General features: G+C 48.5%; 21 protein-coding genes. 20 read left to right on the top strand and 1 reads right to left on the bottom strand.

The window, feature by feature from the left end:
• The first annotated feature begins 61 nt into the window (after positions 1-61).
• From DUW71_RS10145 to DUW71_RS10095, 11 genes are all read left to right on the top strand, one after another.
• On the top strand, positions 62-1,054 hold the full coding sequence (locus DUW71_RS10145; protein ID WP_119395149.1) for a DUF3080 family protein: 993 nt from the start codon (positions 62-64) through the stop codon (positions 1,052-1,054).
• A gap of 184 nt (positions 1,055-1,238) precedes the next feature.
• A complete protein-coding gene (locus DUW71_RS10140; protein ID WP_233546096.1) occupies positions 1,239-2,615 on the top strand; it encodes an NCS2 family permease in 1,377 nt (458 codons plus the stop codon).
• A 133-nt stretch (positions 2,616-2,748) separates the two neighbouring features.
• Entirely contained in the window at positions 2,749-3,219 is a 471-nt protein-coding gene (locus DUW71_RS10135) for an RDD family protein (protein ID WP_119395147.1), read from the top strand.
• 233 nt (positions 3,220-3,452) lie between these two features.
• Positions 3,453-3,656: a hypothetical protein gene (locus DUW71_RS10130; protein ID WP_158583969.1), complete on the top strand. Its 204-nt coding sequence runs from the start codon at positions 3,453-3,455 to the stop codon at positions 3,654-3,656.
• A 93-nt stretch (positions 3,657-3,749) separates the two neighbouring features.
• Positions 3,750-4,298 (top strand): hypothetical protein, encoded by a 549-nt coding sequence (locus tag DUW71_RS10125; RefSeq protein WP_119395145.1) that lies wholly within the window; start codon positions 3,750-3,752, stop codon positions 4,296-4,298.
• 168 nt (positions 4,299-4,466) lie between these two features.
• The gene (gene mnmG, locus DUW71_RS10120; RefSeq protein WP_119395307.1) at positions 4,467-6,356 is read left to right on the top strand and encodes a tRNA uridine-5-carboxymethylaminomethyl(34) synthesis enzyme MnmG; all 1,890 of its coding nucleotides are present in this window, start codon (positions 4,467-4,469) and stop codon (positions 6,354-6,356) included.
• Entirely contained in the window at positions 6,353-6,973 is a 621-nt protein-coding gene (gene rsmG, locus DUW71_RS10115) for a 16S rRNA (guanine(527)-N(7))-methyltransferase RsmG (RefSeq protein WP_119395144.1), read from the top strand. The genes mnmG and rsmG overlap by 4 nt, the downstream gene beginning before the upstream one ends.
• 42 nt (positions 6,974-7,015) lie before the next feature.
• Entirely contained in the window at positions 7,016-7,825 is an 810-nt protein-coding gene (locus DUW71_RS10110; protein WP_119395143.1) for a ParA family protein, read from the top strand.
• 14 nt (positions 7,826-7,839) lie between these two features.
• Positions 7,840-8,718 carry a ParB/RepB/Spo0J family partition protein gene (locus tag DUW71_RS10105; protein ID WP_119395142.1) on the top strand — a complete coding sequence of 293 codons (879 nt, stop codon included), beginning with the start codon at positions 7,840-7,842 and terminating at the stop codon, positions 8,716-8,718.
• A gap of 325 nt (positions 8,719-9,043) precedes the next feature.
• Positions 9,044-9,961 (top strand): ZIP family metal transporter, encoded by a 918-nt coding sequence (locus DUW71_RS10100; RefSeq protein ID WP_119395141.1) that lies wholly within the window; start codon positions 9,044-9,046, stop codon positions 9,959-9,961.
• A gap of 26 nt (positions 9,962-9,987) precedes the next feature.
• On the top strand, positions 9,988-10,461 hold the full coding sequence (locus DUW71_RS10095) for a Dps family protein (RefSeq protein WP_119395140.1): 474 nt from the start codon (positions 9,988-9,990) through the stop codon (positions 10,459-10,461).
• 198 nt (positions 10,462-10,659) lie between these two features.
• On the opposite strand, the gene DUW71_RS10090 is transcribed toward DUW71_RS10095, so the two are convergent.
• Positions 10,660-11,544 (bottom strand): carbohydrate kinase family protein, encoded by an 885-nt coding sequence (locus DUW71_RS10090; RefSeq protein WP_119395139.1) that lies wholly within the window; start codon positions 11,542-11,544, stop codon positions 10,660-10,662.
• A gap of 266 nt (positions 11,545-11,810) precedes the next feature.
• Here DUW71_RS10090 and DUW71_RS18090 point away from each other — a divergent pair, with 266 nt between their 5' ends.
• Genes DUW71_RS18090 through DUW71_RS10045 form a run of 9 tightly spaced genes read left to right on the top strand, consistent with a single transcriptional unit; the run spans position 11,811 to position 18,790 of the window.
• Positions 11,811-12,224: an ATP synthase subunit I gene (locus DUW71_RS18090; protein ID WP_119395138.1), complete on the top strand. Its 414-nt coding sequence runs from the start codon at positions 11,811-11,813 to the stop codon at positions 12,222-12,224.
• Complete coding sequence (gene atpB, locus DUW71_RS10080) at positions 12,225-13,091, top strand: F0F1 ATP synthase subunit A (RefSeq protein WP_119395137.1); 867 nt, start codon at positions 12,225-12,227, stop codon at positions 13,089-13,091. It begins immediately after the preceding gene.
• A gap of 49 nt (positions 13,092-13,140) precedes the next feature.
• The gene (gene atpE / locus DUW71_RS10075) at positions 13,141-13,377 is read left to right on the top strand and encodes a F0F1 ATP synthase subunit C (protein WP_119395136.1); all 237 of its coding nucleotides are present in this window, start codon (positions 13,141-13,143) and stop codon (positions 13,375-13,377) included.
• A gap of 59 nt (positions 13,378-13,436) precedes the next feature.
• A complete protein-coding gene (locus DUW71_RS10070) occupies positions 13,437-13,907 on the top strand; it encodes a F0F1 ATP synthase subunit B (protein ID WP_119395135.1) in 471 nt (156 codons plus the stop codon).
• Positions 13,908-13,919: 12 nt separating this feature from the next.
• A complete protein-coding gene (locus tag DUW71_RS10065) occupies positions 13,920-14,453 on the top strand; it encodes a F0F1 ATP synthase subunit delta (RefSeq protein ID WP_119395134.1) in 534 nt (177 codons plus the stop codon).
• Positions 14,454-14,464: 11 nt separating this feature from the next.
• Positions 14,465-16,009 carry a F0F1 ATP synthase subunit alpha gene (gene atpA, locus DUW71_RS10060; protein ID WP_119395133.1) on the top strand — a complete coding sequence of 515 codons (1,545 nt, stop codon included), beginning with the start codon at positions 14,465-14,467 and terminating at the stop codon, positions 16,007-16,009.
• A 49-nt stretch (positions 16,010-16,058) separates the two neighbouring features.
• Positions 16,059-16,922 (top strand): F0F1 ATP synthase subunit gamma, encoded by an 864-nt coding sequence (atpG, locus tag DUW71_RS10055; protein ID WP_119395132.1) that lies wholly within the window; start codon positions 16,059-16,061, stop codon positions 16,920-16,922.
• A 30-nt stretch (positions 16,923-16,952) separates the two neighbouring features.
• Positions 16,953-18,359, top strand: a complete 1,407-nt coding sequence (atpD, locus tag DUW71_RS10050) for a F0F1 ATP synthase subunit beta (RefSeq protein WP_119395131.1) — start codon at positions 16,953-16,955, stop codon at positions 18,357-18,359.
• 14 nt (positions 18,360-18,373) lie between these two features.
• On the top strand, positions 18,374-18,790 hold the full coding sequence (locus tag DUW71_RS10045; RefSeq protein ID WP_119395130.1) for a F0F1 ATP synthase subunit epsilon: 417 nt from the start codon (positions 18,374-18,376) through the stop codon (positions 18,788-18,790).
• Positions 18,791-18,932: the final 142 nt, after the last annotated feature.

Genomic DNA, 18,932 nt, shown 5'->3' with positions numbered 1-18,932 from the left:
CCTGTTCATCGACTTTGCTCTGTAAAACGTACGCATAATAGTGCTAGTTTTTGGATTCATTATGCGTGCGTTTTTTGTTTTATTGTCTGCATTAACCCTTATTGCCTGTCAGCAGACAACCTCAAACATTACTGAAGATTACGAAGCACGCGTGGCGCGGGTGTTGTCTGTCGACAATCCAAACATGCCTGCTGCCGAGATCATTAGCTTCCCCCGCCAAGCCAACTTAGCAATTGAGCTGTCTTCTATTCGCCTTGATGTGCTCGACGCCTGGTCGTTGCGTGAGTGCGGCTTGCTACCTTTTATAGGTGAGCGTAACTCAGTACTTGGGCAAGTGATGCTGCCCTCGCTGGCGCTTGATTATGAAGTAAGGTTGTTAGCACAGCTAAATAGTTGTGTGGATAACCCAGACATCGAGCAAGACTTAATTCGCTCCATCATCGCGCAAAAACAAGCTCAGCTGCCAGCGCGTATGTGGAATGCGACGCTTGCCAGTGAAGAATTTCGTCAGTTTTGGCGGCGCAACCAAGGGGAAGTAACGGTTGAGCAGGTATTACCAACTAGTGACTTGGCCAAGGTGTTGATGGATTGGCAGAAGGTCATCGTTGATCCTAGCGTCTTATCCCTTAAGCAGTTCGAGGCCAACAACCAAACCTTGTACCAAATGAATGTTGGTATGAGCTGGCTGCGCAGTACCTTGCAAGCGAACGCAACGCTTGCCAATACCAATGCCATGCTTGAGCAAGCCATAGCTAAGCCGCTTTGCCCGCGCGGCACGATTCCGGCTGCCCGAAATGCACAAAACGTGATGGTGAAATATTTTGTTGGCGAGCTTCAGCCACACTTTGCCATGTTAAATCGGTTTGGTGCGGTGTTAGTAACTGATGTACAAGCTGTGCAAAGCTTATTAGCTGTGGAAAACTCTGAGTTTGTGGCGTTTATGGATTTAGTCACAGAAACTCACAAAGATTTCCACAGGCTAAACCGCCAGCATGTCGCGTTATGGCAGCAGCTTATGAACAGCTGTGACTTGTCACTTGCTAACATTCAATAACTTGATCTATCACAGGTAGTTTACAGAGTATCCCCAAATTATCCCTACCAACATGTTCATAAATTATTCAGAAACGATTATGCTTGCGCCAAATTGGTCTTAAATAACAAAAATTAAAAATTAAAGGCCACACAGCGCTAGCTGTGTTCTTCGATTCTCTCCAACTAAAATCCGAGGTGCGCGCGTGTTAGCAAGCATTGAAAAGTACTTTGGCATTAAAGACGCCAATAGCTCTTGGTCACAAGAGATCCGTGCCGGTGTAACCACATTCCTAACAATGAGTTACATCTTATTCGTTAACCCAGATATCCTAGGCGCAGCCATTACTGGCATCGACAACGCCTTTGTGCAGCTAATGATGGTGACTGCCATTGCTGCCGGTGTTGGCTCTTTGTTTATGGGTATCGTCGCGCGTTATCCGTTTGCATTGGCGCCAGGCATGGGGCTAAACGCTTACTTTGCTTTTACCGTTGTATTAGGCGATGGCATTGAATGGCAAACTGCTTTGGCGGCGGTATTTATTTCTGGTGTGCTGTTCTCGATTTTTGCCATTTTTGGTGCTCGCCAGGCCATTGTTCGTGCTATTCCACACGACCTAAAGTTTGCCGTTACTGGCGGTATTGGCATGTTCTTAGCCTTTATTGGCATGCAAAACGCCGGCATTATTGTTGATAACCCAGCTACCCTAGTTGGCTTGGGTGACTTAACAGCAGGCCCGGTACTGATCGCGCTATTTGGATTAGTGGTAACGGGTACCTTGATGGCGTTGCGTATTCGCGGTGCTATTTTGGTTGGTATTGTTGCTGCTACATTGCTAGCCATTGTAACAAAAGCGCCTGTTTACGTTGGTGCTGAAGGTTTGGGAAGCTTTACTGGCTTTAATGGCCAGTTTTTGGGTATTTTCGCCGCCCCAGTTTGGCCATCTGATCTGGTATTCGCACTCGATTTTGGTAAAGCGTTCGAGCTTGGTGTGATGGGTGTGATCTTTACATTCTTCTTCGTTGATTTCTTCGATTCAACCGGCACGCTAATGGCGCTGGCTAACAAAGCTGGTTATATGAAGGAAGAAAACGGTGTAGATGACATGCCACGCTCTCGCCGTGCATTCGCTGCCGATGGCTTTGCAACCATGTTTGGTGCCTTAATGGGTACGTCTACGACTACTGCCTACATCGAATCTGCTTCAGGTATTGATGAAGGCGGCCGTACTGGTGTCACAGCGGTTGTAGTGGGTATATTGTTCCTACTTGCTATGTTCTTGTGGCCATTGGCAACAGCGGTGCCTGGTGCAGCAACCGCACCAGCGCTTATTTTGGTTGGTGCCATGATGTTGTCTGGCCTAAACAGCGTGAAGTGGGACGACTACACCAGCTCTATTCCAGTATTTCTAACAGTCATCATGATGCCGCTCACTTATTCTATTGCCAATGGTGTGAGCTGGGGTGTGATTTCTTACGTTGGTTTAAAAGTACTAACCGGGCGCCATAAAGATGTGCATCCATTGCTTTATGGTGTGGCTGCTATTTTATTAGCGCGCTACATCTGGTTAGGTGCTGGTTGATAGCGTCTTTATACAAGCATGATTAACGGCAGCTGAGGCTGCCGTTTTACTATCTGTCATAGTCTTAACTTAGTCTAAGTTGCGTAATGTTAGTGGGCTGCCTATTATGCGCAGCATTGTTTCGAGGTAATTTATGACACAGCAACCCATTCCACAGCATCTAGTCGACGCATCTATTGGTAAACGCCTTGGCGCGTTCATTGTTGACGTACTTATCCGATCGCTAATAGCAGCCATAGTGGTTGTGGTGTTTGTGCCAGATATCCCTATCTCTGTCGAAAACGGTGTGGCGATTCTACCTTTTCAGGTGCAAGTGCTGTTTACCGTGTTAGGGGCTGCTATCTTCTTCATCATTAACGGCAAGTTGTTAGCTCAGCATGGCCAAACTATAGGTAAGCGTTTGTTTAACATTCGCATTACTCATATGCACGGCAGCCCGGTTGCAATGAATGTAATGGTAACCCGCCGCTACTTATTGCTGTTATTTGCCGACTTGGTGCCATTGTTATCTCTCGCCAATGCCCTACCGATCTTCTACAAACGCCGCTGCTTGCACGACTACCTTGCTGGAACGCGTGTGATTGATTTGAAGTTATCGCGCTAGCAGCATACTAGGGCGCTCCCTCTACCCAAAAGGCTATAATTAGTTACCGAATTGGTATGCAAGTTTGCAAAAAAACACAATAACGTCATAAAATTGGAAACGTTACCACTATACTGGTAAAACTACGCATTTGGTTACAATTTGATCAACAATGTCTACAATTTTTTGCTGATGGAATTAGGCACTGCAACCGATAACTACACTAAGATAGCGGTGCTTATTGAGAGGACAAGATGAACATGAATGATGATAGTGAAATGGATTTTCCTCGTTACAACGTAAAACGCTTTTTGCTAGTTTTGTTGGCGTTTTTTGTCATTCAAGCTTCTGCGTTGATCGCAATTAGCTACTACTTTTCGACCGATGATCTGGTGCCCGCTGTGTTAAACGTGTCCGAACTGTCGGTATGTGGTGATGCACAGTGTATTGGCTACTAACTGAACGGTTTGCTTTGCCTGTGCTCTAGTTAACACCGCTAATCCTTTGCCTGTTCGGGCAACATGTTATCATTCCACCATTGGAGGGGTAGCATGGCTAAAAAAATCATTGTCACAATCATCGTAGGTGCATTGCTCGCATTATTTGCCTGGCGCAATTGGCCAACCATCGATAAAAAGCCTGAGTTCAATCACCCAGTGCAGTTATCTGATCATATTCAAGTAAGCTTTGAAAAAGCACCTAAGTATGAGACGGCTGAGCGTGATGGCATCACCTCCGAAGTGTATTATGCCTATCGCCGTGGCATGTCTGCGATGGTGCAGGGCCTTACCTTTCCTGAAGATCAGATGGGTACGCCAGTTGCACTAGAGCGCCAAAAAATCTTTGAACAAGATGTGGCAGCGTTTGAAGGTGAAGTACTGGTTGATGAAAAGGTGATGATGCCTTTTGTTGGTCAGCGCTATGTGCTTGAGAATTACAATGTAGACGGCACGCCAGCCAAACAAATGGAAGTGTTTTTATACCAAACCGAAAACTACCTATTCAAAATTGCTGCTGTGTGGGAAGCCGACGATCCTAAGGCGGCTGAACGCGCGCAAATGTACTTCCGCAAGTTCATTCCTATTTGTACTTTTGATTAATGCTGTCTTGGTGCCTCTGTCCGCAAAAACGACTGCGTCGTTATTTACGGACCTACCTGTTGTTAATTTTTGCGATTGGGCAGGTGCAAATGTGTGCTGGCTGCGTATAATAGCGCGCCCGATTGGTTAGTTTTTGAACAGATTTTAAGCAGAGAAGGTAGCAAGCGAATGCGATACCCAAAGGCCTATGATGTAATTGTTGTTGGTGGCGGTCATGCCGGTACTGAAGCAGCGCTGGCCAGTGCGCGTATGGGGGCGAGCACCCTATTGCTCACCCACAATATCGAAACTGTGGGCATTATGTCTTGCAACCCAGCCATTGGTGGTATTGGTAAAAGCCACTTGGTAAAAGAAATCGACGCCCTTGGTGGTGCCATGGCGCATGCAACCGACCAAGCGGGCATTCAATGGCGCGTACTGAATAGCCGCAAAGGCCCTGCTGTGCGTGCAACGCGAGCCCAAGCCGACCGCCAGTTATATCGCCAAGCCATTCGTAGCATTGTTGAAAACCAACCCAACCTAGACTTTTTCCAACAATCTTGTGATGACTTAATTGTTGAAGGGGATGAAGTGCGTGGTGTGGTGACCAAAACTGGCATTCAGTTTTCGGCTAAGTCGGTGGTGATTACTACAGGTACCTTCCTCGGTGGCGTGATCCACATTGGTATGGATAACTACCAGGGCGGTCGTATGGGCGATGAGCCATCGAATGCGCTATCTAAGCGCCTGCGTGAGTTGCCATTTAGTGTTGGTCGCCTAAAAACGGGTACACCTGCTCGTATCGATGCCCGCTCGGTTGACTTTTCGGTCATGGAAGAGCAGTGGGGCGATGAAATCAAAGCACCCATGAGCTACATGGGCTCTGTGAGCGAGCACCCTAAGCAGGTGTGCTGCTGGATTACCCACACCAGTGAAAAAACACACGACATTATTCGCAATAACCTAGATCGCTCACCTATGTTTGCCGGTGAAATCGAGGGCATTGGCCCGCGTTATTGCCCATCGATTGAAGATAAAATTACTCGCTTTGCCGATAAATCATCGCACCAAGTGTTTGTTGAGCCAGAAGGCTTAAACAGCTATGAGCTTTACCCAAATGGCATTTCTACTAGCTTGCCGTTTGATGTGCAGATGGACTTTATTCGCTCGATTAAGGGCTTTGAAAATGCCCATATTACGCGCCCGGGTTATGCCATTGAGTATGACTATATGGACCCTCGTGGTTTGCACAATACGCTAGAAACCAAGTACCTGAAAAACCTCTGGTTTGCTGGTCAAATTAACGGCACCACGGGCTATGAAGAAGCCGGTGCACAAGGCTTGCTGGCCGGTGCCAACGCTGCACTGCGTGCCCAAGATAAAGACAGCTGGGCACCTCGTCGTGATGAAGCCTATATTGGTGTGTTAACAGACGACCTTATTACCATGGGCACTAAAGAGCCGTACCGCATGTTTACCTCGCGTGCCGAATACCGCTTGGTGCTGCGTGAAGACAATGCCGACTTGCGCCTAACCGAGCAAGGCCGTGCCATTGGTTTGGTAGACGATGCTCGCTGGCATGCATTCTGTGAAAAGCGTGAAACCATCGAAAAAGAATCACAGCGCCTAGCGCAAACCTTTATTGCGCCAAGCTCACAAGAAGCGCAAGCCGCGAATGAGTTCTTAGAAGCGCCACTAAGCAAAGAGGCGTCGCTGCGCGACTTGCTCAAGCGCCCAGGGGTGACCTATCAAGATGTAGGCACGCTAAAAGGTGCGCCAGAAAAAGAACTGAGCTTCGCTGAAGCCGAGCAGGTTGAAATCTCTGCCCGTTACGAAGGTTATATTGCTCGCCAGTTAGAGGATATCGAGCAGCTAAAACGTAATGAGAGCATGCAGATTCCAGCTGGTTTTGATTACGACCAGGTGACGTCGTTGTCGAACGAAGTGAAGCAAAAGCTTAAAGAAGTACAGCCAGGCACCTTAGCGCAAGCAAGCCGCATTAGTGGTGTGACGCCAGCCGCGGTATCATTGCTGATGATTACGATTAAAAAGCAACGTAAAGCGGCAAAAATTGCATGAATGAGCAACAACTTTTGATGTCTGGTGCCAAGGCATTAGATATCACTCTTAGTGAGGCGCAACAGAGCGCCTTATTGCGTTACCACGCGCTCTTGGTAAAGTGGAACAAGGCTTATAACCTAACCGCAGTGCGCGACCCAATGGAAATGGTCAGCCGTCATTTGGTCGATAGTTTGTCTGTTTTACCCTTTATCGATCGCAAGACCGTACTCGATGTGGGCTCTGGTGGTGGCATGCCAGGCGTGATGATTGCTATTTGCCAGCCAGATACACAAGTCGTATCACTGGACAGCAATGGAAAAAAGACCCGCTTCTTGCAGCAGGTGAAGATTGACCTACAGCTCGACAACTTTTCTGTTGAGCACACGCGCTTAGAACAATATGAGCCAGAACAAAAGTTCGATATGATTACCTGTCGTGCATTTGCTAGTTTGCGTGATATGGTGAATTGGTCGCAGCAAGCTTTAGCTGATACTGGTGTATGGGTAGCAATGAAAGGCGTGTATCCACACGACGAGATCGCCGACCTACCTGCTTGGGCAAAAGTGTCTAAGGTCACCGAAATTGATGTGCCGCAAAGCGACGGCGAACGTCATATTGTTCATATTACTCGATAACGCTTAACAAGCCCCCTAGGGTTTGTGAGAAGGATTCCGACCGTGGCTCGAATCATTGCCATTACCAATCAAAAAGGCGGAGTGGGTAAAACTACTACTGCAATTAACTTGGCAGCGTCGTTGGCAGCAACCAAACGTCGTGTGTTGCTGATTGATTTGGACCCACAGGGCAATGCCACCATGGGCAGTGGCGTGGATAAAAACTCGGCCGCGCACACCAGTTACGACCTACTGATGGAAGAAGTTGCTTTAGCCGATGCCATTGTGCCTGCTACCGACAGCGATGAAGGCCCATCGCTTTATGATGTTGTGGCCAGTAATGGCGACCTTACCGCTGCCGAAGTTGAGCTGGTCAGTAAAATGGGTCGTGAGTATCGCTTAAAAAATGCCGTGCGTGATGAGTCTTTGCCTTACGACTATATTCTGATCGACTGCCCACCATCGCTAAACTTGTTAACGGTGAATGCGTTAACGGCAGCCCATTCGGTTTTGGTGCCAGTGCAGTGTGAATATTATGCCCTAGAAGGCTTAGCGTCACTGATTGATACCATTGAGCAAATTCAGCAAGCCACAAACCCAGAGCTCGAAATAGAAGGCGTTGTGCGCACCATGTACGACGCGCGCAATAGTTTAACCAATGATGTGTCAACTGAGCTGGGTAATTATTTTGGCGACAAACTTTTCCGCACCGTGATTCCACGTAACATTCGCCTAGCCGAAGCCCCAAGTTATGGTTTGCCTGCGTTGATGTACGATAAAACTTCCAAGGGTGCGATGTCTTATCTAGCCATGGCCGGTGAGCTTATCCGCCGCCGCGATGGTGTCGAGCGCAAGCCTGTTAGTGTTGCCTGAGAAATATTAAAATTATGACTGTAAAAAAACGCGGCCTAGGACGAGGCCTTAACAGCTTAATCAGCCACAGCCACCAATCGATTGAGGCGGTACAAAAATCGGCTGAACCGCAGAGCAAGTCGCAGGATAACACCCTCAAACAACTGGCTGTTGAGCAAATAGTTGTCAGCCCATTTCAACCGCGCCGCGATATGGCGCCAGAAGCACTTGAAGAGCTCGCAGCATCCATTCGTGCGCATGGCATCATGCAGCCGATTGTTGTCCGCCCGGTCGGTGAGCACTATGAAATTGTCGCCGGTGAGCGTCGCTGGCGCGCCGCTCAGCTGGCTAAGCTGGAAAACATTCCAGCACTAGTACGCGAAGTGTCGGATGAAGAAACTGCAGCGCTAGCCTTGATTGAAAACCTGCAGCGAGAGGGGCTAAACCCAATCGAGCAGGCCATGGCGCTGAACCGCTTGATTGAAGAATTTGATATGACGCAGGGGCAGGTTGCCGATTCGGTAGGTAAATCTCGCACCGCCGTCACCAACTTGTTGCGCTTGCTAAAACTCAATAGTGATGTGCGCAAAATGCTCGAGCACGGTGATTTAGAAGCAGGCCATGCGCGGGCGCTATTGAGCTTGTCAGAAAATGATCAACTCATAGCCGCACAACAGGTTGTTTCTAAAGGGTTAAGTGTTCGCCAAACTGAGCAGCTGGTTAAAAACTGGGGTCAGCAAAGCAAGCCAGCCGCGAAAGCGGTAGACCCAGATATTCGCAAATTAGCCACAGTACTGAGCGAACGCTTAGGCTCGCCTGTTGCCATTAAAAATGGCAAAGGCAACAAGGGTACCGTTACCATCAAGTACGGCTCACTCGAAGAGCTCGACGGCATTTTGAATAAGATCAAGTAGGTCTGTAAATAATGGCGAAGCCATTTTTGCAGACATGTCGTCGTTAACCCAAGTTTCCCAAAGCTGCGCTTTGTACAACCTCGAATGACCACGTAGGTTGCACGGCGTGTAGTTTTTCGCCGGGCAACGTGTATCGCCATCGATCAATGTTTCCCAAACCTGCGGTTTGAAAAACCTACTAATCGCCTACTCTACTTCTTGCGTACTCACGGTTAAAGTTCCAATTATTTAATAATCTGATCGATCTGGATCAATTATTTAATTGGAATAATTCTCATTTAGGTGCCATATTACTCTCATATTGTTTCTGCAAGCGAGGTACACCATGGTCGATGCCTATATCAAGTTGACGGATGAGCTGTCTGCCCAAGCGCATCGTCATCCTTTTGCTGCCGCGGGTTTAATTGTTGCGCTGGCGGTCATTCTGGCGCTGTTAGTTGACTCCATCATTAACGTGTCGCAAACGGGTGATAGCTTCGTTTTGTATGCCCTAGCCGGTGGTACCGTTGGTTTTGTGGCAACCACGTTAGGTGCTGTGCCAGCTTTGGTGCTTCGCAAGGTAAAACAAAGCACAACCGATATTATGTTGGGGTTTGCTGCCGGTATGATGCTGGCGGCAGCAGCATTTTCGCTACTGCTCCCAGGTATTGAGGCGGGTCAGGAGATTACGGGGTCGCCAGCGTTATCATCACTAATGGTTGTTGGGGGTATGGGGCTAGGCGTGTTGTTGATGTTTGGCCTCGACCGCTTTATGCCGCATGAGCACGAAACCGCTGGGGTGCATGGTGTTGGCAGCGACCGCTTAAGCCGAGTATGGCTGTTTGTGATGGCGATGGCCCTGCATAACTTGCCGGAAGGCATGGCGGTGGGTGTTGGCTTTAGCCAAGGCGATATGAGCGTAGGGGTGCCGCTGGCAACCGCAATTGCGCTGCAAGATATACCTGAGGGGTTAGCAGTAGCCTTAGCGCTGATAGCAATTGGTGTGAAGCCGCTTGCTAGTATCGGTATTGCTGCGCTTGGCGGATTTTTAGAGCCTGTTGGTGCATTAATTGGCGTAGGGTTAAGCAGTGGTTCGCTGTATAGCTACCCAATTGGCTTGGGCATTGCTGGCGGGGCGATGTTATTTGTGGTCTCCCACGAGGTGATTCCCGAAACGCACCGCAACGGCAATCAAAGCCTTGCTACAACGGGGTTAATGGCCGGTTTTGCACTAATGATGGTTTTGGACACTACACTTGGATAAGTGTTTTTCAACGAATGGAGTGAAGTATGACAATCAATATTGGAATTTCAGATCAGCACCGTGAACAAATTGCCAAAGGTCTTAGCCATGTGTTGGCAGATACGTTTACTTTGTACCTAAATACGCACAACTATCATTGGAACGTAAAAGGGCCAATGTTTAACAGCTTGCACACCATGTTCGAAGAGCAGTACACCGAGCTGTGGAATGCCATTGACGTGATAGCGGAGCGCATTCGTTCGCTCGGTCATGACGCACCGGGGTCGTATGCCGAGTTCGGCCAGCTGACCAGCATTGAGCAAGCGCCGTCTAATCCTCCTAAAGCATTAGAAATGGTCGATGCGCTGGCTAAAGGCCACGAAGCCGTGGCGAGAACAGCGCGAGCATTGTTCGACTTGTTAGACGAAGCGAATGATGAGCCGACCGCCGACTTACTAACTGAGCGTATCTCGGTACACGAGCAAACGGCGTGGATGCTACGTTCAATTTTGCAGGAATAGCCATAGGCGAATCCCTTAGGATTTGTCCGCAAAAATGGCTTCGCCATTATTTACGGACCTACCAAAAACCGACGATTGGTGGGTCCGTAAATCACGAGCGAAGCGAGTGTTTGCAGACAAAATCCAGCACGGAAAATCCCAAACATCTACATCTAGTAGGTCTGTAAATCGCGAGCGTAGCGAGTGTTTGCAGACAGGTCACAGCTCCCCCAACCCTGGCAATGCATCAAACGACCCATAGCGAGTAACTGTTTTTGCACCTACTTGGGCGCCTTGTTGCACCGCCTGTTGCCATTGAACGATCGACTCAGGCCATTGATTGGCGGCTATCCAAGCGAGCACGCCACTAATAAAACCATCGCCACCGGCTGTTGTATCAACTGGGGTGACTACCGGTGGTTCAACGCTGGCTTGTTGACCTTGGTAGAAAATATGAATGGGAGCCTTACCGGCGGTTAGCAGAATGGTCTTGTCACTCGACATGGCAAGTAAATCATCGTCAGTCAGCGCTAAAGCTAGCTGTTCTTCATCAGAAAGTTTCACTAAATCGGCAGTGCTAAGCGCTTCTTTGGCTGCAATGATGGCTTGAGACTCACTTTCCCATAAGTTAAGGCGCAAATTGACATCGTATGACTTATAGCCAGGTAACGACTGTATCACTTGCCCATGCCAGTATCGGCTATCTTCTGTGGTAAGGGTGTTGGAACAGTAGTGCACCACTTGCGGCGCTAATGCTATGGCAGAATCAATTGCTTGCTGGTTTAGCATAAGGTCAGCGGTATTGTGTCGATGAAAGGCAAAGCTGCGCTCGCCGTTTTCATCCAAACTAATGATTGCAAGTGCCGTATTGCGGTCGGTATCGGCGGCAATCACCTCAACCCCGAAGTCCGCCAGATCTTGTTTTAGTCGCCTTGAAAACAAATCGTTACCAAAGCCTCCTAAAAATACACTGTTTTCTCCAAGCTTGGCGATGCCAACGGCTACGTTTGCAGGCGCACCACCTGATTGAGCACAAAATTGTTTGTGGTTGTTTTTATCGCCTAAAAGGTCGATCAATGCTTCGCCGTAACACAAAATGGTCATTAAGGTTCCCCATCTGTTGTGAGATTAATCACAGTTATTATTGTTCAAGATCTAAATGGCAGCGAATGAGTACAACCAATAGCTTTCAACTTGGTAAGTTTGATCAATGAATGGTTTACTTCGTCAGGCCAATCAGTCATAACGTTGACTTAGGTTAGGGGAATTTCTCTTGCTTTGTTCTATTGCGCCCGTGAAGGTCAGCCAATATACTGTCCGGCGTTAATTTTGACTGTAGTGACTGAGATAATGACAAAGGGGATGGACCGATGCTTTCCAATCGACCATCAACAGTAAAAGCACCGTCACTGCAGAAAGCGTTTATCGCAAATTCTTTGTTAGCAGTTGGGGCGACACTGCTAGCATTAATGGCAAGCACAGATTGGGCAATATCTGTGCTGCTAGGTTGGGTGTGTTGGTTGTTACCCACGTATTGGTTCAAGTTGAAAGCTTGGCGCCGACGGGGACGCTTCCAGCCGTCCAAGATAGTACAAAGTTTTTACCAAGCCTCGATAGAAAAGTTAGTCTTAACAGCAATTTGCTGCGCGCTCGTTTTTATTCAGTTCCCAAGCGTGCAGCCGGAAGTGTTTATTGTCTCGCTGTTTGTGCTTTCTTTATCGGGGGTGGTCTGTATTCATTGGCAACTTCAAACGCCGGTAACACGGCAGAAAGAGGACGGATAAATGGCTGGCGGAGTCTACGAACAACCGAGCGATTACATTCAACACCACCTCAGTAACCTTGCTCTGGGTAACCACCCGGACTATGGCTGGGGCTTCTACGGCGGCGACAAAGTCGCTGATCTTGGCTTCTGGGCGATCCACTTTGACTCAGTAGTTTGGGCGATCTTGATGGGTGCTTTGTTTATCGGTGTGTTTGCATCGGTAGCACGTAAAGCAACAGCCGACGTGCCAAACAGCAAGCTGGTAGGTATTGTTGAAGCAACGATTGAATTCGTTGAAAGCACAACAAAAGACATCTTCCACGGTCGCAACCCTATGATTGCACCGATTGCCCTAACAGTATTTGTTTGGGTACTACTGATGAACGCACTCAAGTTCCTACCAGTAGACTTGATTCCTTACACGCTAGAAGTTGTATTCGGTGTTCCTTACCAGAAAATCGTACCAACAACTGACCCTAACGTAACGCTAGGTCTATCGTTCTCAGTATTCTTCTTGGTGTTGTTCTATAGCTTCAAAGTGAAAGGCTTCGGCTTTATCAAAGAGCTTTCTTGCAACCCATTTAGCTTCAAGAACCCTGTGCTTCAGGCTGTATTTATTCCAGTGAACTTATTCATGGAGTTAGTTGGCCTGATCGCAAAACCTGTTTCACTTGGTCTTCGTCTATTCGGCAACATGTACGCAGGTGAAGTGATCTTTATCTTGATCGCAACAATGACTGCACTTGGCTTTAGTTTCTTCACAGTACTAGGCGGTGCGTCGCAGCTAGCTTGGGCGCTTTACCACTTGTTGGTAGTACCTTTGCAAGCATTCATCTTCATGGCGCTAACTTTGGTTTACCTAAGCCAAGCGCACGAAGACCATTAATAGTTTTAATAACCTTAATATAACCAACCTTAGAAATTAGGAGTTCATAATGGAACTGGTATACATCGCAGCAGCAGTGATCTTGGCAGCTGGCGCACTAGCGGCGTCTTTGGGCATGGGTATGTTGGGCAGCAAGCTGCTTGACGCAACTGCACGTCAGCCAGAGATTGCACCAATGCTACAAACTAAGATGTTCCTACTAGCTGGTCTAATCGACGCTGTGCCAATTATCGGTGTTGGTATCTCTATGTACTTGATCTTCGTTGTTGCTCCTGGCCTAGCTTAATCGCCAGTCACAAGACAGCAATAAACGTTGAATCATTTACATAAAAAAGGGGTGCAGGCATGAACGTTAATGCCACGCTGCTCGTCCAAATGATCATCTTTGCCATCTTTGTGTACCTGTGCGTTAAGTTCGTATGGGGCCCAATCGTGGCAGCGCTTGAAGAGCGCAAGAAGAAGATCGCTGATGGCCTGAATGCAGCTGATCGCGCGGCCAAAGACTTAGAACTAGCGCAGGAAAATGCGTCTAAGTCTTTGAACGAAGCGAAGCAGCAAGCAGCGGTGATCATCGAGCAAGCTAATAAGCGCGCGACTCAGATTATCGATGAGTCGAAAGCGGAAGCTGCAGCAGAGGGAGACCGCTTGGTTGCCGCTGCAAAAGCTGAAATTGAGCAAGAAGTGAATCGTGCGCGCGAAGAATTACGTGCACGTGTTGCTGCCCTAGCTGTCGAAGGCGCGCAGAAAATTCTGCAGACGCAAGTCGACGAAAAAGCACATAGCGAGCTACTCGACAAACTCGCGGCAGACCTGTAAGGGGAGGGAACCATGGCGGAACTTAGCACTATGGCCCGTCCCTATGCCAAGGCGGTTTTCGAGTTAGCCCAGCAGCAGAACACTATTGAGCTATGGAGCACTGCGTTAGCAGAGTTGACTGCGATTGTTGCAGAAGACAAGGTTGCAGCGCTTCTAGGTAAGCCATCGGTCTCTGCTGAGCAAAAAGCCAATACATTGGTGGAGTTGCTTGGCCGTGACGATGCTGGTGTTAAGAACCTGTTGTTGGCCCTAGCTGAGAATGGTCGTTTGGCGCTTGTCGCAAATGTGCGTGAGCAGTTTGAAGCTCTAAAAGCTGAACTTGGTGTTGAAGTGCAAGCGGTAGTGACCTCTGCCTTTGCCATGACCGACGCACAAGAGAAAGCTTTGAACGAAAAACTGACGGCCCGCTTCGGTCGCCCAGTTGTTCTGCGTTCAGAAGTAGATGCCAGCCTTATTGGCGGTGTAATCATCCGCGCGGGTGATGTGACACTTGATGGCTCTGTACGCGGCAAACTGGCGAAGCTGGCTGAAGCAATGAATTCCTAAGGGGAAAAGGCATGCAGCAACTGAATCCATCAGAAATTAGTGATGTGATCAAGAAGCGAATTGAATCGCTTGATCTATCACCACAACCACAAAACGAAGGTACCATCGTTTCAGTATCTGACGGTATCGTTCGTATTCATGGCCTTGCCGACGTAATGTACGGTGAGATGATCGAGTTCGAAGGTGGCGTATTTGGTATGGCGCTTAACCTCGAGCGTGACTCGGTTGGTGCCATTGTATTGGGTGACTACCTATCACTAGCAGAAGGTCAAACTGCTAAGTGTACAGGTCGTATTCTTGAAGTACCTACTGGCCCTGAGCTACTTGGCCGCGTAGTAGATGCTTTGGGTAACCCAATTGACGGCAAAGGCCCGCTAAATAACAAGCAGACTTCACCGCTAGAGAAAATTGCCCCAGGGGTAATTGCTCGTGAGGGTGTATCTCAGCCAGTGCAAACTGGTTATAAGTCTGTAGATGCGATGATCCCAATCGGCCGTGGTCAGCGTGAGCTGATTATTGGTGACCGCCAGACTGGTAAAACAGCCATGGCAGTTGACGCGATCATCAACCAGAAAGACTCAGGCATCAAGTGTGTATACGTTGCAATCGGTCAGAAGCAATCTTCGATCGCTAACGTTGTACGCAAGCTTGAAGAGCACGATGCCCTGAAGCACACAATCATTGTAGCGGCTTCTGCGTCGACGCCTGCGTCTATGCAGTTCCTATCAGCATACGCTGGTTGTGCAATGGGTGAATACTTCCGCGACCGCGGCGAAGATGCCCTAATCATTTACGATGATTTGACGAAGCAAGCTTGGGCTTACCGTCAGATTTCATTGTTGCTTAAGCGTCCACCAGGCCGTGAGGCTTACCCAGGTGACGTTTTCTATCTCCACTCTCGTCTACTTGAGCGCGCGTCGCGCATCAATGCAGAAGAAGTTGAGAAGCTGACAAATGGTGAAGTGAAAGGCCAAACTGGTTCTTTGACAGCGCTACCGATCATTGAAACCCAAGCGGGTGACGTTTCTGCGTTCGTACCGACTAACGTAATTTCTATTACCGACGGTCAGATCTTCCTAGAAACTAACTTGTTCAACTCTGGTATCCGCCCTGCGGTTAACCCGGGTATCTCGGTTTCTCGTGTAGGTGGTTCGGCTCAGACCAAGATCATCAAAAAGCTGTCTGGCGGTATTCGTACTGCACTAGCTCAGTACCGTGAATTGGCGGCATTCGCTCAGTTTGCATCTGACCTAGATGAGGCAACGCGTGCGCAGCTTGATCACGGTACTAAAGTGACTGAACTGATGAAGCAGGATCAGTACAAGCCTATGTCAGTTGCTGACATGGCAGTGGTACTGTACGCAGCGGATAATGGTTTCCTAAAAGATATCGAAGTAAAAGATATCCTGCCATTCGAAGCTGCGCTATTGGCCTGGATGAAAGCCGAGCGTAAAGAGTTGATGGATAACATCAACGCAACGGGTGACTACAACGGCGAAATCGCAGACGCATTGAAGTCTTCGATTGAAACGTTTAAATCTACCCAGACTTGGTAACCTAGATAGCTCGCTTGGGCGGGCTATCACCAGGCAATAGGACAGGATCATGGCAGCCGGAAAAGAGATTCGCGCCAAAATTGGCAGTATCAAAAATACGCAAAAGATTACGTCTGCAATGCAAATGGTTGCGGCGAGTAAGATGCGTAAAGCACAAGACCGGATGCAGGCCAGTAAACCGTACGCACAACGATTGCGCACAGTCATTGGTCACTTGGCAAACGCCAATCCGGACTATCGCCACCTGTATTTACAGGAACGCGAAGTTAAGCGCGTTGGTTACATTGTGGTTTCTACCGACCGTGGCCTATGTGGCGGCTTGAACATTAACTTGTTCAAGAAAATGTCACAGGAAATGAAGCAGTGGAAAGAGCAGAACGTTGAAGTTGCCATTTGTGCCATTGGCGCAAAAGGTACCGGCTTCTTCAAATCTCGCAAAGCCAATGTTGTCGCTTCTATCCAGTCACTGGGTGACAAGCCAGAAGTTCGTGAGCTGATTGGTGGTATCAAAGTGATGCTAGATCAGTACGAAGCAGGCGAAATTGACCGCCTGTACGTTGTATACAACGACTTCATTAGTGCGATGTCATATGAGCCTAGCGTGCAGCAGCTGTTGCCGTTGGAACATGCCGACGACGAAACCGCAAAGCGTAACTCTTGGGACTACATCTATGAACCAGATGCCGAGAAACTGTTAAACGAACTGATGGTGCGTTTCATTGAAGCGCAGGTTTACCAAGCAGTCGTTGACAACAACGCTTGTGAGCAGTCATCGCGTATGTTGGCGATGAAAGCCGCGACGGATAACGCCGGTAACTTTATTAACGAACTGAACCTGAAGTACAACAAAGCCCGTCAGGCTGCGATTACTCAGGAACTTTCGGAAATCGTCGGCGGTGCTGCGGCGGTGTAACCATTTGCAGAATTCAAGAGGAAAGCAACGATGAGTAGCGGACGCATTGTTCAGATCATCGGCGCGGTAATTGACGTAGAATTCCCGCGTGACAGTGTACCTAAGGTTTATGATGCCCTTAAGGTCACAGCAGAAGACTTAACGCTAGAAGTTCAGCAGCAGCTGGGTGATGGCGTAGTACGTACTATTGCAATGGGTGCTTCAGAAGGTTTGAAGCGTAACCTAGAAGTAGTGAACTCAGGTGCACCAATTTCTGTACCAGTTGGTCCAGAAACACTAGGCCGCATTATGGACGTATTGGGTAACCCAATCGACGAGCGTGGTCCTATTGGTGAAAAAGAGCGTTGGGAAATCCACCGCCAAGCACCTACCTATGATGAGCAGTCTGGTGGTAACGAACTACTAGAAACTGGTATCAAGGTAATCGACCTAATCTGCCCATTCGCTAAGGGTGGTAAAGTTGGTCTGTTCGGTGGTGCCGGTGTAGGTAAAACCGTAAACATGCTTGAGCTAATCAACAACATCGCGAAAGAGCACTCTGGTCTTTCGGTATTCGCTGGTGTTGGTGAGCGTACACGTGAAGGTAACGACTTCTACCATGAGATGTCTGACTCAGGCGTTATCAACCTTGATAACCTGCCTGAATCAAAAGTATCTATGGTTTACGGTCAGATGAACGAGCCACCTGGTAACCGTCTACGTGTTGCACTAACTGGTTTGACAATGGCAGAGCGTTTCCGTGATGAAGGCCGTGACGTTCTATTCTTCGTAGATAACATCTACCGTTACAGCTTGGCGGGTACTGAGGTATCAGCACTGCTAGGCCGTATGCCATCTGCCGTAGGTTACCAGCCAACGCTTGCAGAAGAGATGGGTGCGCTACAGGAACGTATTACGTCGACTAAAGTTGGTTCTATTACATCGGTTCAGGCCGTATACGTACCAGCGGACGACTTGACTGACCCGTCGCCAGCAACAACCTTCGCTCACCTTGACGCGACAGTTGTACTGAGCCGTGACATTGCAGCACTTGGTATTTACCCTGCGGTAGACCCACTAGACTCAACGTCACGTCAGCTAGACCCACTAATCATCGGTAACGAGCACTACGACGTAGCGCGTGGCGTTCAAGGTGTACTACAGCGTTATAAAGAGCTGAAAGACATCATCGCGATTTTGGGTATGGACGAGCTATCTGAAGAAGACAAACAGATCGTAGGTCGCGCGCGTCGTATCGAGCGTTTCCTATCGCAGCCGTTCCACGTTGCTGAAATCTTTACCGGCGCGCCTGGTAAGTACGTTTCGCTAAAAGAAACAATCCGTGGCTTCAAGGGTATCTTGGACGGTGACTACGATCACGTTGCAGAGCAAGACTTCTACATGAAGGGCTCAATCGACGAAGTAGTTGCTGCTCACGAAGCACGTTCAGCTAGCTAATCAGGGGGTGTGTGATGGCTAATATCACTGTCCACTGTGACATCGTAAGTGCAGAAGAGGCCATCTTCTCTGGTGTTGCTGAAGTTGTGGTAGCAGAAGGCATTTCAGGTTCGCTCGGTATTATGGCCGGTCACGAACCTTTGCTTACCAAACTAAAGCCGGGTCCAATCAAAGTTCGGACCTTGCACAACAAAGAACACGTTTTCTATGTGGAAGGCGGTTTCTTAGAAGTGCAACCTGACAGCATTACGGTACTGGCTGACACGGCATTGCGTGTTGATGACATCGATGAAAAAGCGGCGCTCGAAGCGAAAGAGCGTGCCGAAAAAGCCATCGCTGTGCACATGCAAGATCACGAATTTGCTGAACTGCAAATTCAACTGGCTCGTGCACTCGGTCAGCTACGCGCAGTACGCGACGCAAAACAGTAATTGCAAACGCAATCAAAAAAGCAGCCGACCGGCTGCTTTTTTTTGCCTAAAGAAACGTAGGTCTGCAAATCACGAGGTTGTAGGTCTGTAAATCACGAGGTTGTAGGTCTGTAAATCACGAGCGTGCGAGTGTTTGCAGACA

This window comes from Salinibius halmophilus, from assembly GCF_003577475.1.
Classification (GTDB): domain Bacteria; phylum Pseudomonadota; class Gammaproteobacteria; order Pseudomonadales; family Natronospirillaceae; genus Salinibius; species Salinibius halmophilus.
This window is presented reverse-complemented; position numbering and strand designations above follow the sequence as displayed.